Source organism: Streptomyces sp. NPDC005141 (assembly GCF_053599975.1).
The window spans coordinates 1-16101 of record NZ_JBSFYW010000108.1; the positions used below are offsets into that span (position 1 = coordinate 1).

The 16101-nt window shown below is 69.7% G+C and carries 21 protein-coding genes; 10 read left to right on the forward strand and 11 right to left on the reverse strand.

Annotated elements, in window-relative coordinates; all coding sequences use genetic code 11:
• Together ACWD68_RS40260 and ACWD68_RS40265 are read left to right on the forward strand one after the other, a co-directional pair.
• Positions 1-211: hypothetical protein (locus tag ACWD68_RS40260; protein ID WP_451811452.1), on the forward strand; the 211-nt coding region annotated here is incomplete at its 5' end.
• 198 nt (positions 212-409) lie between these two features.
• Positions 410-1249 carry an RNA polymerase sigma factor SigF gene (locus tag ACWD68_RS40265; protein ID WP_451811432.1) on the forward strand — a complete coding sequence of 280 codons (840 nt, stop codon included), beginning with the start codon at positions 410-412 and terminating at the stop codon, positions 1247-1249.
• A gap of 471 nt (positions 1250-1720) precedes the next feature.
• Here the strand turns inward: ACWD68_RS40265 and ACWD68_RS40270 are convergent, their stop codons facing one another.
• The 3 genes from ACWD68_RS40270 to ACWD68_RS40280 all read right to left on the reverse strand — a co-directional run bounded on the left by ACWD68_RS40270 (position 1721) and on the right by ACWD68_RS40280 (position 3349).
• On the reverse strand, positions 1721-2014 hold the full coding sequence (locus ACWD68_RS40270; protein ID WP_451811433.1) for a hypothetical protein: 294 nt from the start codon (positions 2012-2014) through the stop codon (positions 1721-1723).
• A gap of 91 nt (positions 2015-2105) precedes the next feature.
• A complete protein-coding gene (locus ACWD68_RS40275) occupies positions 2106-2261 on the reverse strand; it encodes a hypothetical protein (RefSeq protein WP_451811434.1) in 156 nt (51 codons plus the stop codon).
• Between the two features lie 914 nt (positions 2262-3175).
• Positions 3176-3349, reverse strand: coding sequence for a hypothetical protein (locus tag ACWD68_RS40280; protein ID WP_451811435.1), 174 nt, complete (start codon positions 3347-3349; stop codon positions 3176-3178).
• A 313-nt stretch (positions 3350-3662) separates the two neighbouring features.
• Here ACWD68_RS40280 and ACWD68_RS40285 point away from each other — a divergent pair, with 313 nt between their 5' ends.
• The 3 genes from ACWD68_RS40285 to ACWD68_RS40295 are packed head-to-tail and all read left to right on the forward strand — an operon-like array spanning position 3663 to position 4610.
• Positions 3663-3797: a hypothetical protein gene (locus ACWD68_RS40285; protein ID WP_451811436.1), complete on the forward strand. Its 135-nt coding sequence runs from the start codon at positions 3663-3665 to the stop codon at positions 3795-3797.
• A gap of 1 nt (position 3798) precedes the next feature.
• Complete coding sequence (locus tag ACWD68_RS40290) at positions 3799-4236, forward strand: DinB/UmuC family translesion DNA polymerase (RefSeq protein ID WP_451811437.1); 438 nt, start codon at positions 3799-3801, stop codon at positions 4234-4236.
• Positions 4233-4610 (forward strand): hypothetical protein, encoded by a 378-nt coding sequence (locus ACWD68_RS40295; protein ID WP_451811438.1) that lies wholly within the window; start codon positions 4233-4235, stop codon positions 4608-4610. The genes ACWD68_RS40290 and ACWD68_RS40295 overlap by 4 nt, the downstream gene beginning before the upstream one ends.
• A gap of 18 nt (positions 4611-4628) precedes the next feature.
• Here ACWD68_RS40295 and ACWD68_RS40300 read toward each other — a convergent pair whose 3' ends face one another.
• From ACWD68_RS40300 to ACWD68_RS40330, 7 genes are all read right to left on the reverse strand, one after another.
• A complete protein-coding gene (locus ACWD68_RS40300) occupies positions 4629-6020 on the reverse strand; it encodes a UDP-N-acetylmuramoyl-tripeptide--D-alanyl-D-alanine ligase (RefSeq protein ID WP_451811439.1) in 1392 nt (463 codons plus the stop codon).
• The gene (locus ACWD68_RS40305) at positions 6017-6544 is read right to left on the reverse strand and encodes a cysteine peptidase family C39 domain-containing protein (protein WP_451811440.1); all 528 of its coding nucleotides are present in this window, start codon (positions 6542-6544) and stop codon (positions 6017-6019) included. Before ACWD68_RS40305 ends, ACWD68_RS40300 begins: the two co-directional genes overlap by 4 nt.
• A gap of 47 nt (positions 6545-6591) precedes the next feature.
• Entirely contained in the window at positions 6592-7680 is a 1089-nt protein-coding gene (locus tag ACWD68_RS40310) for a D-alanine--D-alanine ligase family protein (protein WP_451811441.1), read from the reverse strand.
• Entirely contained in the window at positions 7677-8486 is an 810-nt protein-coding gene (dapF, locus tag ACWD68_RS40315) for a diaminopimelate epimerase (RefSeq protein WP_451811442.1), read from the reverse strand. The genes ACWD68_RS40310 and dapF overlap by 4 nt, the downstream gene beginning before the upstream one ends.
• A 168-nt stretch (positions 8487-8654) precedes the next feature.
• A complete protein-coding gene (locus ACWD68_RS40320; RefSeq protein WP_451811443.1) occupies positions 8655-9110 on the reverse strand; it encodes a hypothetical protein in 456 nt (151 codons plus the stop codon).
• 119 nt (positions 9111-9229) lie between these two features.
• Entirely contained in the window at positions 9230-9826 is a 597-nt protein-coding gene (locus ACWD68_RS40325) for a hypothetical protein (protein WP_451811444.1), read from the reverse strand.
• On the reverse strand, positions 9823-10356 hold the full coding sequence (locus ACWD68_RS40330; protein ID WP_451811445.1) for a hypothetical protein: 534 nt from the start codon (positions 10354-10356) through the stop codon (positions 9823-9825). The genes ACWD68_RS40325 and ACWD68_RS40330 overlap by 4 nt, the downstream gene beginning before the upstream one ends.
• A gap of 255 nt (positions 10357-10611) precedes the next feature.
• Here ACWD68_RS40330 and ACWD68_RS40335 point away from each other — a divergent pair, with 255 nt between their 5' ends.
• Positions 10612-11940, forward strand: a complete 1329-nt coding sequence (locus tag ACWD68_RS40335) for a hypothetical protein (protein ID WP_451811446.1) — start codon at positions 10612-10614, stop codon at positions 11938-11940.
• 11 nt (positions 11941-11951) lie between these two features.
• On the forward strand, positions 11952-12503 hold the full coding sequence (locus tag ACWD68_RS40340; protein WP_451811447.1) for a GNAT family N-acetyltransferase: 552 nt from the start codon (positions 11952-11954) through the stop codon (positions 12501-12503).
• A gap of 357 nt (positions 12504-12860) precedes the next feature.
• On the opposite strand, the gene ACWD68_RS40345 is transcribed toward ACWD68_RS40340, so the two are convergent.
• Positions 12861-13226: a hypothetical protein gene (locus ACWD68_RS40345; RefSeq protein WP_451811448.1), complete on the reverse strand. Its 366-nt coding sequence runs from the start codon at positions 13224-13226 to the stop codon at positions 12861-12863.
• A gap of 174 nt (positions 13227-13400) precedes the next feature.
• Here ACWD68_RS40345 and ACWD68_RS40350 point away from each other — a divergent pair, with 174 nt between their 5' ends.
• The 3 genes from ACWD68_RS40350 to ACWD68_RS40360 are packed head-to-tail and all read left to right on the forward strand — an operon-like array spanning position 13401 to position 15840.
• A complete protein-coding gene (locus tag ACWD68_RS40350; protein ID WP_451811449.1) occupies positions 13401-14210 on the forward strand; it encodes an alpha/beta fold hydrolase in 810 nt (269 codons plus the stop codon).
• Complete coding sequence (locus ACWD68_RS40355) at positions 14210-15487, forward strand: PP2C family protein-serine/threonine phosphatase (RefSeq protein ID WP_451811450.1); 1278 nt, start codon at positions 14210-14212, stop codon at positions 15485-15487. Before ACWD68_RS40350 ends, ACWD68_RS40355 begins: the two co-directional genes overlap by 1 nt.
• Positions 15484-15840 (forward strand): STAS domain-containing protein, encoded by a 357-nt coding sequence (locus ACWD68_RS40360; protein ID WP_451811451.1) that lies wholly within the window; start codon positions 15484-15486, stop codon positions 15838-15840. Before ACWD68_RS40355 ends, ACWD68_RS40360 begins: the two co-directional genes overlap by 4 nt.
• Positions 15841-16101: the final 261 nt, after the last annotated feature.

Here is a 16101-nt window from a genome sequence, read left to right on the forward strand (position 1 = left end):
GACACTGCGAAGCTTTCTCGCGCACAAGGGCCGGCTGCTGCTCTCGGCACTGGCCATCGTGCTGTCCGTGGCCTTCGTCGCGGGCAGCCCGTGCCGGCCCCCGGAACGGGCCGCCGCGGGCAGGCCGCCCGCTGAGGTCGGCGCGGGCGGTCCCGGGCCGGGGGCGGTCCGTGGTGTCGGCCACGGCTCCTCACCGCCGACCCGCACCTGACCTGCCGTCATCTGCGCCCCGCCGTGGCCCGAACCAGCACCGCCCAGCTTGACCAGGGGCACCCCCCGCACCGGTCACGACAGGCTGCCGGGCCGGGTCCCGCATTGCCCGGTATACATTGCCCAACTGCGGGTACCGCGTCTGTTGCCGGCCCGCAGCGGGCGGCACAGAGGCTGGATCACGTGGGAGGGGCCTGACATGACACTGACCGAGACTGCGGGGGCACGGACCGTGGTCCTGCCGGAGATAGCCGATCCCTCGCAGGTCGCCCCCAAGGACGCCCGGCAGTTGTCCAAGCTGTTCTTCGACCAGCTCGCCGTCCTCGAAGAGGGCACACCCGAGTACCAGTACGCGCGCAACACCCTCATCGAGATGAACCTCACCCTCGTCCGCTTCGCCGCCGCGCGATTCCGCAGCCGCAGCCAGGACGAGATGGAGGACATCGTCCAGGTCGGCACGATCGGCCTCATCAAGGCCATCGACCGCTTCGAACTCACCCGCGAAGTCGAGTTCACCTCCTTCGCCGTCCCCTACATCGTCGGCGAGATCAAGCGCTTCTTCCGCGACACCTCGTGGGCCGTCCACGTCCCCCGCCGCCTGCAGGAAGCCCGCATCCACCTCGCCAAGGCCACCGAGGAACTCCGCAGCCGGCTCGGCCGCATGCCCACCGTCAAGGAACTCTCCCAGCTGATGTCCCTCAGCGAGGAAGAGGTCAACGAAGCACGCCTGGCCTCCAACGGCTACACGTCCGCTTCCCTCGACGCCACCATCGGCTCCAGCGACGACGGCGAAGCCGCGCTGGCCGACTTCATCGGAACCGACGACAACGCCCTCGAACTCGTCGAGGACTTCAACGCCCTCGCCCCGCTGATCGCCGAACTCGACGACCGCGAACGGCGCATCATCCACATGCGCTTCGTCGACGAGCTCACCCAGGCCCAGATCGGCGAACACCTCGGCGTCTCCCAGATGCACGTCTCCCGCCTCCTCAACCGCACCCTGGCCAAGCTGCGCGAAGGCATGCTCACCACCAACTGACCCCCCGCACGCATGCAACCGGCGGCGCTCCCCCACCCCCGCCGGGTGGGAAGCGCCGCCGGATCTCTGTGTCGGCGGTGCGTGAGCGGCATTCCCGGCAAGGGATGCCGGCGCCTTCGGGAGGCCGTTGAACTGCGCGGTCAGGAAGAGTGCCGGGTGCGGGAGCTCCTTGCGTCCGCCATCGGTGTGCAGGCGCAGGGTGGCTGTCCATGCCGGCGCCCTGACTGGTGTCAGAGGAGTCGGTGGAGGAACGCGTGGTGGGGCGGCCGGAGAGACGAACCGACGGAATTCGCTGACCTGCTGGAATGTGGCTCACGACATGCGTAGGTCCCGCTTGAGGCCGTAGAGATTCCCAGCGAACTGGCCTCGCTGGGACACCGACGGCGCGTCTGCAGCCGATCTGACACCGCCTTGCCGAGGGGAGCAAGACGGTGACCAGGACGGCTGTACGGAACGCCTTCAGCGCCGGTTTCAGACGTTCGCTATCCAGTTGGCCGGGGTGACCGCCGGCACGCCGTCGCTGTGCCAGTTCGCCGGAGTGACCGCCGGCACGCCGTCGCTGTGCCAGTTCGCCGGAGTGACCGCCGGCACGCCGTCGCTGTGCCAGTTCGCCGGAGTGACCGCCGCGATGCGGTCCTGGTACTGGTTGACCGCGGCGACTGCTGGCGCAGCAGCGATGATGGCAACGACACCGGCTGCAACGGTTGCTGTGGCCAGCCGAGAGATCTTCATCCTGACTCCTGTGTGAGTGCGAATTTCATCCATGTCGATCAAACCCCTAGCCGCTCAGGCTGCCGTCGAACTCGAGGTACGCGTCCCTGCGTGACCCGAGGCTCGGCTCCGCACGCGTCCGGCGTCACCGGAACTGCGATGGTGCGAAGGTGCTGTCCGTGCGGCTGCGGCCCCGAACGGCGAGGCTGCCGTTGACCAGGACGCCAGGGAGCGTCTCGCCATCTATGCCGCCGCCTGGCCGGGACTTCCACAGTGCGCCTGGTCGGGTGTCAGAGCTCATGAGCACCTCCTGCCGCGGTCCCTACGGTTTCTCCCTGAGACGCAGGCGAGCCCCGGGAGTGTGACACCGACGCCCCGATGTGACCCACATCTCCTATTCGACGGTGCGTGGTCCACACAGGGACGCAGCCGGTATACAAGCAAGTGGCCAGGTGAGGCAGTTCAGGCCTGACCGCTGCATGGAAATACCAGGCCATCGCTGGGCCACAGCGGCGACGGTATGGGCTGCAAAGCGCCAACCATTGCTTCAAGCCACACGAGTTCACCCAACTAGCAGCCCGAGATCCCCCGACAGATGCCGCGTTGCCACCTGGGGAGCCCGCTGCAGCACGAGCATCACCGGCCCGATGACAACCGCCCGGCCCCGCTGAGCCCACGCGGGCGTTCCGTCACCTCACGAGCCGCATTTCGTCGGTGCCCCGAAGAGCGCGTGGAGGAGCCGCGGGATGAGAATGCCCAGTTTCACCAAACGCTGTGCTGAACGCCGTGGTGGACCAGGCCGTCGGGGTCGTGCTCGCCCTGGGTCCAGCTGACGCCCGGGCAGGGAGAGCAGGTCCTTCGGGAACTGTCGCAGCACACGCGCATCAGGCTCCGCCATGCCGGAGAACTGCTCGTCGACTGGGCCCGTACCGGGCAACTGTGCAGCGATGTCCGCACCGAACTGGACCGGCAGCTCGCGCGGTATCGGCGGCCCTCGCACAGCGGCGCATGAGCTGCTTCGCACCCGCCCCACTCCAGGCACCGGTACACGGCACGCGGAGGGTGACGTGCGCGTCGTGCCCGGCGGGGGCGGACGTCGTTGCACAGGACATCGCGCACAGGCTCCCCCCGACACGCGAGACCGCCTCCGCTGCGCCCTGGCAGCGGGGTCAGCAGTACGCCCGTGATCACGGGTGACTTCCCGGCACGACGTTCTCAGTGCTTGAAGGAGTCCTTGGTCTTCTCTTTCGTGCCCCTCATCTTGCCTCGCGCTTCGAGGGCGGCACCCTTTGCTGCGAGGGTGTCCTTGTGCACCGCGTGGGCTGCCTTTCGCACGACCTTTCCGGCAACCTGTTCGGCCTTTGCCTTGGCTTTCTCTCCGGCACTCATCTCAGCACCTCCGGGCAGTTCCATCGACCGAGTGCCCTTGAGGCAGAGGCACAACCACGGATCGACCGTCACGATGCCGGGCGGGACGACGAAGGCACCCAATCGGGCCGGGGCGCCGCGGCACGGCCGCGAGTGCGAGTACGCATGGTTTGGCCGCGGTCCGGCTGGTCCTCCGTCCTCCGGGAGGACCTCCGGCGCAGCCGCTGCAGCGCAGAGGCAGACCTCGGGACTGTCCCGTGCACCAGCAGCCTCCCGTACAGCCGGCATCGGTCCGCGGCAGGGGCAGATCCTGCGCGACTTCGGTGTGCACTGCGTGGGACTGCTGGCCACGATCCCGCCCGCGACCGTCCAGCGCCTCCTCGGCGGCCGCCTTGGACGGCAGGCGGCCGAGCGGGCGCGCGGCATCGACCCGCGTCCGGTCGTGGCGAGAGCTGCCGGCGTCGGCTAGCGTGCGCCACGCCTTCAACGACCGCCACGAGCTGGACGGCGCTCCGGTGCGGGCCACTCTCCTGGATCTGGTGGTGCGACTCGGCGCGCTGCTGCGCTCGCGCGACCAGGTGGCCCGGGCACTGACGCTGACCCTCGGCTTCGCGGGCGGGACCCGGTGGGAGACCACCCGGCGGCTGCCCGAGGCCTCCGCGCACGATGAGGACCTGCGCACGCTGGCGTATCGGGCCATGGACGCCGCAGGCCTACAGCGTGCGCGACTGGTGTCGATCACTTTGCGTGGCGAGGACCTGGTTCCTGCCGGTCAGGTCGCCGAGCAGATCGGCCTGGACGAGGAGCGGGAGAACCGGCTGCGAGCCGAGAGCGTCATGGACCGGGTCCGCAGGAAGTACGGCTTCGGCGCCATTGGGCCTGCCGCGACGCTCGGCAAGGTGTCGTGAGCGTCATGGACGCCGGGCCCGTAGCCGAGGAGGCGCGGCCGTGGCGCCGCGAGCAGGACGGAGCCCGCCCGCAGGTAGCAACATGGCCCAACACCGATCTGCCCGCGCTCTGGGTGCGGTCCTCGGCGGGCTGGAGGTATGCCCAGATCTGCGCGCGGCAGATCTGGGCGGACGGGTCGGTGTACTACCAGGTCGAGGTGGACCTGCGCGGGGACACCACAGTGACGACGACCCGTCTGTACTGGTGGCCTCAGCCCGGCCTGCGGATGGCGCGCGCGAGCAGCGTCGAGCCGGTCTGTGGTGTCGACGAGACCCATCAGGGCGACATGCCGCAACGCCCACCCGTGCGAGGCGGGCGTACGGCCCGGCCGTGAGGGCGGTCAGCCGACGCTCTATGCCGGTCCTTCGGCGTGCAGGATGTTCGCGAACTTCTCCAGGCCGACGGATTTGGACGCCTTCACCAGGACGATGTCCCCGCTGGTGAGCAGGCGGTTCAGGAGGGGCAGCAGTACGTCCGGGTCGTCGGCCGATTCGATGCGCAGCGGTGAGGTCGGGCGGGCGGCGGCGGCGAGTGCGGTCATTTCGTCGGTGGTGCCGACGGTGACCAGGACGTCGATACCCAGGTCTCCGACGAGCCGGCCGACGTCGGCGTGGGCGGTCTTGGCGGTGTCGCCGAGTTCTTTCATTTCGCCCAGTACGGCGACTGTCCGGCGGTCCTGGGCGAGGGAGGTGAGGGCTTCGAGTCCGGCGCGCATGGACTCGGGGTTGGCGTTGAAGGCGTCGTTGATGATGGTGACGCCGTCGGCGCGTTCGAGGACCTGGAGTCGGCCCGCCGATACCGGTTCGGCGGCGGACAGGGCTGCGGCAATGTGGTCGGTGTCCATACCGAGGGCGTGGACAGCTGCGGCGACCGCGAGTGCGTTGTGGACCTGGTGGGTGCCGAGCAGGCGCAACTGAACGGGAGCCTGTCCATCCGGGGTGTGCAGGACGAACGACGCGCGGCCCGCGGTCACCTCGATGTCGGTGGCGCGGATGTCGGCGCCCTCGCCGGTTCCGTACATCAGCACAGTGGCTGTCGTTCGGGTGGCCATGGCGGCCACGAGCTTGTCGTCGGCGTTGAGGACCGCGACACCGCCCTCGTCGGCCGCAGGCAGTGCCTCGACCAGCTCTGCTTTGGCTGTCGCGATGGCTTCCCGGCTGCCGAACTCTCCGACGTGGGCGGAGCCGACGTTGAGGACGACGCCGATCTGCGGTGGGGTCAGTGACGCCAGATACGCGATGTCGCCCCGGTGGCGGGCGCCCATCTCCAGAACCAGGTAGCGGGTGGATTCGTCGGCGCGCAGCACGGTCAGCGGCAGGCCGATCTCGGTGTTGAACGAGCCGGGTGTGGCGACGGTTTCGCCATGGCGGCTGAGGACCTGGGCCAGGAGGTCCTTGGTGCTCGTCTTCCCGGCCGAGCCGGTCAGCGCGATGATCTGCGTGCCGGTGCGGGTCAGGACGTGCTGGGCGAGGCGGCCGAGGGCGGTGGTGACGTCGGGGACGACGACGGCGGGGACGCCGACCGGGCGGGTAGCCAGGATGCAGGAGGCGCCGGTGGCGACCGCCTGGTCGACGAAGTCGTGGCCGTCCACGCGGGCGCCGGCGACCGCGACGAACATGCCGCCGGGGCCGACTTCGCGGGAGTCACTGGCGCTGCGGCCGGTGATGCGCATCTGCGGGTCCGGGGCGTCGTGGAGGGTGCCGCCGGTGGCGTTGGCGATCTCGGTGAGCGTCAGCGTGATCACTGGGCGGTCCTTCCGGCGGTGAGGGGAGCGAAGGTGATGGCGCGTCCGGTGTAGGAGGCGGCCAGGCGGCTGAGGGGCACCCGGTCGTGGGTCTGTCCCCAGGCGGAGGGGTCACGGATGAGGATGTCCGGGTCCTGGCCGTCCGTGTAGCCGCGGGCGATGACGAGGTGGCCGCCCTTGCGGCCATCGTCGGGGAACTGCTCGGTGACCGAGATGATCGCGGGTGCGTGGGTGAGAGCGCTGGTCAGGTCCCCAGCCTCAATGGGCTCTGCGCGGCCGGGAATCCCGAAGCCGGTGGCCAGGTCGGCGATGCCGGCGTGGAGCCAGCCCTTCTCCGTCAGGATCTCGTGCTTGACGCCGAGCTTCAGCAGCTCGGTCACCGAGGAGGCTTGGAGCCCGTAGGCGAGCAGGATCATCCGCAGGTCTGCCATGCCGCACGCCCGGTTGGACCACTCCATCCGGTCCCCCAGTGCCCATCCTCCGTGGAGGTCCCATTCGGTGGGATCGACGAGCTGGCGGACCATGGGCACATCGTGGGCGTGGGGCACAGCAGCGGACTCCTGATGTCGCGTCAGGCAGCGGTCTCCCGCACGCTCGTTGACGCGGTCAGTACGGGAATGGGCAGAGGTCCATCGTATGGGGGGCGGGTGAGCGCTTCGTGGAGAAAGGCGCGCACGACGTCGGTGTGGCTCAGTGCGCACAGGGCGGCCCCGGTGGCGAAGTTCGATTCCCGCGACATGCCCGGAGTCGTGTTCACCTCCAGCGCGGTCACGGTCCTGTCGCTGGTGACCATGAAGTCGACGCGGGCCGCGCTGCGGCAGCCCAGCCCCTCCCACAGGGTCCGCGCGTGGCCGATCAGCGCGTCCATCACTTGCGCGGGGAAGTCGGCCAGGGCGACGGACACGGTTCCCTGGCCGGTGGCGTCGAGCTTGGATGCGGCGTCGTAGAACTCGCCGTCGTGGACCTTGGTGGCCAGCGGCGGGAACACCAGTACCCCGCCGGGCAGTTGGAGCAGGCCGACCGTGACGGGCACGCCGGTGACGTATTCCTCGATCAGGACCGGGGAGGGATCCGTTTCCCAGGCGCGTTCGAGAGCGGGGACGAGCTCGGTTTCGTCGCGGACCAGGCTCATGCCGACGCTGGAGCCGCCGAGCGCCGGTTTGACCATGACTGGTCGGCCCTCCCACCGGGCCGGCGCACCCGGCTTCCATGGCTGCGAGGCAGGGGTGGGGACGTTCAGGCTCTCCATGGCCCGCTTGCACAGGATCTTGTCGGCGGCGACGGCCGAGGCTGCGACCCCGCTGCCGCAGAACGGCATGCGCAGGTAGTCCAGCAGTCCCTGGAGGCGGCCGTCCTCTCCGTAGGGGCCGTGCAGGTTCGACAGGGCCAGGTCGAAGGTGAGGAGGTCGCGGATGAATCCGGGATCGCACGGGTCGAGGATCTTGAAGGTGGCGCCGATCTCGATGAGGGCCTCCGACAGGGCGGTGACCGACATCTGCTCGGTGGGGCTCTCGGAGATGTAGAGCCGGTCCTCGGCGGATAACCCGCCGTAGATCAACGCCACATTCAGTGGTTCCGGACGGTCGTGCTGCCAGGTACGCAGCATCTGGGCCTCGCGGTGGATCGCCGCGGCGTCGAGGGGGCCGATGAGTGCGGTCATGCGAGTTCTCCTTGGTAGGTCTGGGTGACCGGGCCGCCGATCCAGAAGGCTTTGCCGCGGCGTTGGGCGTGTGGGCGCACCATCAGGGGTGTTCCGGAACGGTTGTGGACGGTGACCTGCTTGTCCGCGACGAGCCCGCGCATTGCGGCGATCACGACGGCGGCGACGGCTCCGCTGCCGCACGACAGCGTCTCGGCCTCCACCCCCCGCTCGTAGGTGCGGATCTTCAGTTCCTGGGAGCCTGCGGCCTGGACGAAGTTGACGTTCGTTCCCAGCGGCGCGAGGGCGGGATGGTTGCGGACCAGTCGGCCGTAGACCACGGCGTCGACGTCATCCACGTCCGGCACGACTGCGACCACGTGCTCGGTGCCGGTGTGTACGGAGTCGAACCAGATGGGGCGTCCGTCCAGTACGACCTGGACGCGGCGGGGTTCGACGGCGCCGACTTCGGCTGTCACCCACACCCCGTCATCCCGCACCAGTGCTTGGTGGACTACGCCGGCCATGACCAGGCGCATGTCCTTCACCGCGGCGCCGGAGTCCTTGGCCGTGCACCAGGCGGCGCACCGCAGGGCGTTGCCGCACATGGTGGCGACGGAGCCGTCGGCGTTGAAACAGGCGACCCCTTGCAGACCAGGGTTCGCGGTGAGCGGGGCACTGATGACCAGTCCGTCGGCGCCGATGCCGGTACGCCGGGCACACAGATGTCTGGCCGTGTCGGACCAGTCCTTGTCCAGGTCTGCGGCGCTACCGGCGACGAGAACGAAGTCGTTCCCGGCTCCGTGGACCTTCCGAAAGCTCAGCACGCACTGTTCATGCACGTCGTCTTTCCTCCTTTGGGCAGGCCGGTGGGTTCATGGAGCTGACGGACTGGGGTGGGCAGGCGCTGCCCGTGGCTGCCCTCTGCGACTGTTCGGAGAGTCGGTCTCCGGGCCGTTGTGCGCCCACCCGAGGCGGGCGCTTTGGGGCTGGCCTCACAGAGGGCCGGGGGCCTCCGTGGTGGGGAGATAGGCCAGGAACACGCCGCGGCGGTGAAGCTGTTCGAGGACGTCCGCGTACGCCTCGTTGTCCGTGGTGATGGCGGCCCGCCCGATGGCGACGATGCCGTGCGCGAACCCCTGAGCTGCGTACACGAACGCCTCGGCAAACCCGGATCGCTGTCCGATCGCGGGGGCCTGGCCGGCGTCGCCGAACGAGGACCGGGTGACGTGCCAGCCCTTGCCGTGCACGTGCGCCTCGATCAGCTCCAGGTCCGCCCCCAGCTCGGTGCCCGGCGCAGCCAGCACGTAGGGGGCGACGCGTACCGTGCGGTGCGCGCGGCGGGCCCCCGCGATGGTGTCTGCCTCGTAGCGGCTGCGCAGGGACTCCAGGCGCGCGTCCTCCGGCCGGGCAGTGGCGAAAAGCGCCGGGTGTCCGCTGGGTGTGCTCACGTCGTTTCCCCCCACGGTTGTGCCCCTACCGCCGGTTGCCAGGTCAGGGGCCCGGCAGCAGGGAGTGGAACCGCGTGCGGCGGTGGGTTCGGGGCGTACGCCGCCGCCGCACGCGGAGATCAGGAGATGGTGCCGAGGAACATCCCGAAGAGTTCCTCATGCGGGATCGGGCCGGGCTGGAACCGGTGGAGGAAGTCGGCGAGGGGCCAGTGCGGCACGAGACGGTCGCCGCGGCACGGGCGCAGCCAGTACGGGCCCGGGGGCTCCGTCTGGGTGATCGGGGGGAGAGCGAGTTCGTACGGGGCACCCAGACAGGTGCCGTGCCGGAGCGGCTCCCAGACCGCGTGCGTGCCTGGGGGCACGAGCCAGATCAGCCAGTTCCGCCCGGGGTCCTCAATGACTGGGCCGCAGGCAGGGGCGTCGGCGCGCTGGCCGGGCACGTGCTGCACCTGGTCCATGAGGTCCACAACGGCGTAGGCCGCGGGGCCGGAGCCAGTGACGACGATGTCGAAGAACCGGCCGCCCAACGGTAATCGGGTCGGCGCTCCCCGTTGGAGATCCAGCAGATTCCGCACGCGTGCGGCCAGGTCGCCCATGTCCGTCGCGACGTCCTCGGCCGCAATGTCTCCGTCGGCGCGCACCGAGAAGTCGATGCTCGCGGCCGGCGGGTTCCCGTGCCGCGTCACCGGGCGCTGGGGCAAGGATGTGCGCGTCACTCGGAACCGTCCCAGGTCGCGGGGATGATGGCCTGCACCTTCTTGCCGACGACCAAGCCGCCATCGTCCCTGTGCACGTCCCAGAACAGGCGGCCGCGGTAGTGGTGCACCCACCACAGCCCCGTCGGTGTTCCGTGGACTTCGCCGCTCTGGTGGGCGGCCTGCTCGAACCCGGGGAAGTCCGGGAGCGCGTCCTCGACCTCGATAACCAGCTCGTCGGTCTTGGGGAGGCCGAACACCCGCAGGAACACGATGTCCCCGGGCAGCGGATTGCCGTGCTTGACGGCGTTGTCGACGAGCTTGTCGGCGACGCGCGTGGCCTGGTCGATGTTGCCGTTCCAGTCCGACATCGTGAGCCAGGAGCGCATGCGGATCCGGGCGCCCGGCCCTGCAAGAGCGCTGGCGGGGAGCGGCCACACCTGGTGGAAGCGGGGACTGTCTTCCGTGAGCGGCAGCAGCGCCGCCGTGCTCGCATGCGGGGGCGCGGCCCCTGTTCCGGGGGTGGCTGGGCGCTGCTTCGGCGGGTTCACGGGGGACTCCCAGGTTCACGATTGTGCTCGGGCAGGCACTCTCTGCGAGGGCTGGGACGAGCGTTGCAACCGTGCGCAGACGGATCCACCCCCATACCGACCTCGGCTTTGGGGAGAGAGGTTGACGCATCTCCTCGGACGTTCCTCGGACTTCCCTCGGAACTGCTAAGTACCGTCTGTATGGGGCACCTTGATTGAGACAGCGTTCTACCGTCGGATCAGTGACGTGCCAGTCGGATGATCGGGGAGGAAGCCGTGTTGTTCTTCCGAAGCACCCTCGAATTACGCGGCATACGCACTCCTGACGACTTCCTCCCGGAGTACCGAAAGGCAGCCGAACGGCTCGGGCTGAGAGACGTGGATCCCGCCCCGAAGACCGTCGAAGGATGGTTCTACGACGGGCGAAAGCCACAGCGGGCGTTCCGACCGGCCATCGCCGAGATGCTGGGCTACAGCATCGAGCAGCTGTGGTCGGAAGTCCCGGAGGGCACCACGCCGCACTTCGCCCCGCGAGCAGGCACGTCACCGACTGCACACCACGCCGACTTCGGCGTGGACCTTGACGAGATGAAAAGGACGGGCGCGATGGCAGTGCGACGTGCGAAGGACTTCCTCCTCGGGGCAGACCGCGATCGGGTGGGTGACGACACGCTCGGAGTGCTCGACGACGAGGTGCGGCGCCTGGTCGCCGAGTACCCCCGTGTGCCCCTGTCGGCGGTGTGGCCAGACCTGTTGGAAACCCAGGATCAGGTCTTCCGGCTCCTGGAAGGCGGCAGGGTCCGGCCGTCGCAGTTGCGGGACCTGAACGTGGCGGGCGCCGTCCTGAGTTTCCTGGTCGCCAAGGGCTTCAACGACATGCAGGTCCCCCACGAGGCCATGACGATGACGCGGGTCGCGGCGGCCTGCGCCAGGGACGCCGAACACCCGGGGCTCATCGCCCTCACCGACGGCCTAAAGTCTCTCATCGCCTACTGGGCGGAGCGGCCCGCAGACGCATACCACTACGCCCGGCAGGGCGCCGAGACCGCCGTCAACCTCCGCGGAACCGTGGGCCTATGGCTCCTCGGCCTCCAGGCGCGCGCCGCCGCAGTGCTCGGCGACGAGGAGACCGTACGCAACGTGAACCGGCAGGCCGGCGACAGGAGAGAGAACGTCGTACCGGATGACCTGGACGAGCTCGGCGGCCTGTTCACCTACGGCCGGGCGAAGCAGCTCTACTACTCGGTGGAAGCCGAAGCACTCCTAGGCCACGGCAGCGCGCAGCTCGCTGCGCAGGCCGAGGAAGCCGTCCAGGCCTTCAGCGACCCCCACGCCCCTGACTGGGCGTTCGGTGACCTCGCCGGTTCTCAGTGCGACCTCGCGCTCGTCCGGCTCTACAGCAGCGACGTGGACGGCGCAGCGGCCGCTATCCGCCCCGTACTGGACCTGCAAGCCTCCCACCGCAACAACGGGATCATCGTCTCCGCCCACCGCGTCAGGACCGCCCTGGGCGCTGGCCCCGTCCGGACGGCCGTCGCCGCACGCGACCTCCGCGCGGAGATCGAGGCGTTCCCGGCCAGCAGGCCAACGCTGCCCCGCGGGTAAAGTCCCGGGCCATGTACCCGGCCACTCGTTCCAGCGCACGTCTCGACCTGCGGGAACTCGCCATCGCGGACACAGAGGCGGTGCTCGCCATCTACGGCAGCGCCGCAGCCACCGAACATCTCTCGTTCGAGCCCCGCGACCGTGAGCAGGTCGAGCAGATCGTGGCCCGGTCCGTCGCAGCCGCCGCAGCGACGCCCCGCACGGAGTACGCCCTCGCCGTCATCGAGCAGAAGACGGCCGAGCTCATCGGGTTCGGCCGTCTGGCCCTCGATCCCCACCAGCAGCGCGGAGCCACCATGGGCTTCGCGCTGCGCCCGGAAGCGTGGGGACGCGGCTACGGCGTCGAGACAGTCCAGTTGCTGCTCGGCTTCGGCTTCAACGAGTTGCACCTACATCGCATTTGGGGGGCCCGGTCCCCGCTCAATGAGGGGTCGGCGCGCACCATGGCGGCCGCGGGCATGGTGGAAGAGGGCACCATCCGCGAGCACGTACTGAAAGCCGGGCAGTGGCGAGACTCCGTCGTACACGCGATCCTCGACCGCGAGTTCTCCTCCGGCCGCTGAACGGCCCGTCCATACGGCATCCTCGGTCCCCAGAGCGAAGGGGCGGGAGGCGTCGAGGGTCGCATGGCCCGCTCGACTTCCCGGGCGGTGAAGGCGAGTTCCACGGCCAGGTTCTGCACGCGGGCGAGCCAGAGCCAGCGGGGTCGCCGCAGATGATGATGTGGCGGCCGTCACAGGCTCCGCCGACGAGTTCGATCTCCATGCACATGGTGCGCTCCCGTACGGGTGTGGCCGGGAATTGGTCGGCGCCCATGAACTCGGCCAGCCGGTGGTCCCGGGCGCAAGCCCAGGCGCCATCGCCCGGATCGGGCGCGGGCAGCAGGCCCGGAAGGACCGGACGGGAGTCCGTCTCCACGCTCACCCGCAGTCCACCATCCGGTACTCGCGCGCGACGACGCGCGCCTTGCCCGATGGGGAGAGGACCGCGAGGGCCTGTCCCTGGAAGACGTCCGTGATGGCGACGCGCTTTTCCGGGTTGCAGATCGATTCCTCTTCGTTCGGGTTGAGTTTGAAGCTGCTCCTGTACTGGGGCCGCAGCAGGGTCTCGAGTGTGTGCGCGCTCGGGAACGCGGCGAGGACGCCGGCGTCGGCCAGCCGCAGCGCGTATACGCTCGGGTCCGCCCGGGGACTTGGCGAAGAACCGGTGGGTGTCGTACCTGCTGTCGGACCGCTTGTCGCGGCCGGTGTAGAGGGGGCACGCTCAGCCTCCCCTGCTGGCGGCATGTCGGGCTCCTGTCGCTGCGGTCCGGATCTACCGATGCACACGGCATTACGGGTTGCATCCGGGCTTCGCGGCCCGGCGAGCGCGTTGCCGCCGGCGGGCTCCCGGGTGTGCCCTCGCGCCTGCCGTGGAGCGGATCACAGGCGCGGCCGGGCGGGTCTGCGAGGATGTATCGCATGGATGTGCGGCGCAGGAACCATGTGACGGTGACCGGGCGGGCCGGTGCTCCGGTGGTGATGCTGGCGCACGGTTTCGGGTGCGACCAGAACATGTGGCGTCTGGTGGTGCCGACCCTGGAGCGCGACTTCACCGTCGTCCTCTTCGACCACGTGGGGGCGGGGAAGTCGGATCTGTCCGTGTGGAGCCGGGAGCGGTACTCGACTATGGACGGGTACGTGGATGACGTGCTGGAGCTGTGCCGGGAGCTGGAGCTCGGTCCCGTGACGTTCGTGGGCCATTCGGTGAGCGCGATGATGGGCGTGCTTGCCGCCGCCCGGGATCCCAAGGCGTTCGCCGGCCTGGTGCTCCTGGCGCCCTCGCCGTGTTTCGTCGACGACCCGGGCACCGGGTACCGGGGCGGGTTCAGCGCCGGGGACATCGAGGAGCTGCTCGAGTCGCTGGATGCGAACTATCTGGGCTGGTCGGGCGCGATGGCGCCGGTGATCATGGGCAACCCGGAGCGGCCGGAGCTGGGTGAGGAGCTGACCAACAGCTTCTGCCGTACCGATCCGGCCATCGCCCGGGTCTTCGCGCGGGTGACGTTCCTGTCGGACAACCGTGCCGACCTCGCGGCGGTGGGGGTGCCCACGCTGGTGGCCCAGTGCTCCAGCGATGCGATCGCCCCGCCGGAGGTGGGTGCGTTCGTCCACGCGCAGATCCCCGGAAGCCGCCTGGTCACGCTGAACGCCACCGGGCACTGCCCGCAGCTCGCCGCCCCCGAGGAGACCGCCGCGGCGATCGCCGCGTTCGCGGGGGCCGCCGGTTGATGTGCAAGACCAGCGGCCCCGACGAAGGCGGCGCGGGCAGAGACGGCGGGCCGGACGGGCCGGCCGATGAGCAGGCGCAATTCTCGGCGCTGCTGGAGGACAGCGCCGAGGATCTGTACGAGCACGCGCCCTGCGGCTACCTGTCCACGCTGCTGGACGGCCGGATCGCGAAAGTCAACACCACCCTGCTGGACTGGCTCGGCTACCGGCGCGACGACCTCCTGGGCCGCAAGCACTTCTCCGACCTGCTGACCGTCGGGGGCCGGATCTACCACGAGACCCACTTCGCGCCGCTGCTGCGGATGCAGGGGGAGGTCAGCGGCATCGCCCTGGAACTCAAGGCCGCGGACGGCTCCCGTATCCCGGTCCTGGTCACCTCGACGGTGAAAGCGGGCAGCGACGGGCAGCCGCTGCTGATCCGCACCACCCTCTTCGACGCACGCGACCGCCGTGCCTACGAGATCGAGCTGCTGCGCGCCCGCAAGGAGGCCGAGCTGGAGCGCGAGCGCCTTCAGCGGCTGGCCACCACCCTGCAAAAGACGCTGCTCCCGCCGGCGCTGGCGAACGTGCCCGGACTGGAGGTCTCCGCGCACTACCACATCGCCTCCGTCGACCAGGTCGGCGGCGACTTCTACGACCTGTTCCCCCTGGCCGCCGGTACCTGGGGACTGTTCCTGGGCGACGTGTGCGGCAAGGGCGCCGCCGCGGCGGCCGTCACGTCCCTGGCCCGCTACACACTGCGCGCCGCCGCCGTCTACGACCCCGACCCGGCCGCCGTCCTGGACAACCTCAACACGGTCCTCAACCACGAGTACAACGGAACCGACCCCCGCTTCTGCACCGTCGTCTTCGGCCTGCTCACCCCCGACCACGAGCGGGGCGGATTCCACATCACCCTGGCCAGCGGCGGCCATCCCCCCGCCCTGCTGATGCGCGCCGACGGCAGCACCGACTACCTGCACACACCCGGCGGACAGCTCATCGGCGTCCTGCCCGACGCGCACATCGCCACCACCACCGTCCACCTGGCCCCCGGCGACACCCTGCTGCTGCACACCGACGGACTCACCGAGGCCCACATCAACGCCGGCACCGGCGCCGACCGTTACGGCGACGACGCCCTCCTCGACTTCGCCCGCACTCTTGCGCCCACCACCGCCTCGGACACCATCGACGCGATCCGCGACCTGCTCGACACCTTCGGCACCGGCGTGGACGACGACACCGCCGTCCTGGCCATCCACGTGCCCCGGCCCCCCAGTGAAGAGCGGCAGTGACACAGCACCTGACCCTCCGCAGCCGCACCACCCCCACAGGAGTGGTCATCGAACTCGCCGGAGAACTGGACTTCCACACCGCCGACCAGGTCCGCGCCGCGCTGTCCGGCCTCGGCCTGCAACCGGGCCGGCAGCTCGTCCTCGACCTCGGCGGTCTCACCTTCTGCGACTCCACCGGCATCACCGTGCTGATCGCGGCCCGCAACCACGCCCTGGCGACCGACGCGGGCGTCGCCCTGGCCGCGGTCCCCGACCACGTCAGCCGGATCTTCCGCATGGTCGGCCTGGACCAGGTCTTCCCCTGCCACCCCGACGTCCAGTCAGCCGAAGCCGCCTGGCGACCCACCGCCTGAACCGCGAGCGCACAGAACTTGAACCAGGTGCTCCGGTCTACTGCCAGACGCACTCGTCGATGACGATCTGCGGGTCAGCAGTGCGGGGTGTGAAGACATACCGCAGCCATCCTCGGCCGTGGTCGAAGTACACGACGTGGGCTCCCCCAGGGCGGGTGGACTGGACGGGAGTGTCATGAATCAGGTGTTGACCTCCTCGAAGGAGTGAGCCTGATGAGTACGACGACTGATCACCTGATCGGGGCCGTGGACAGCGTGTCG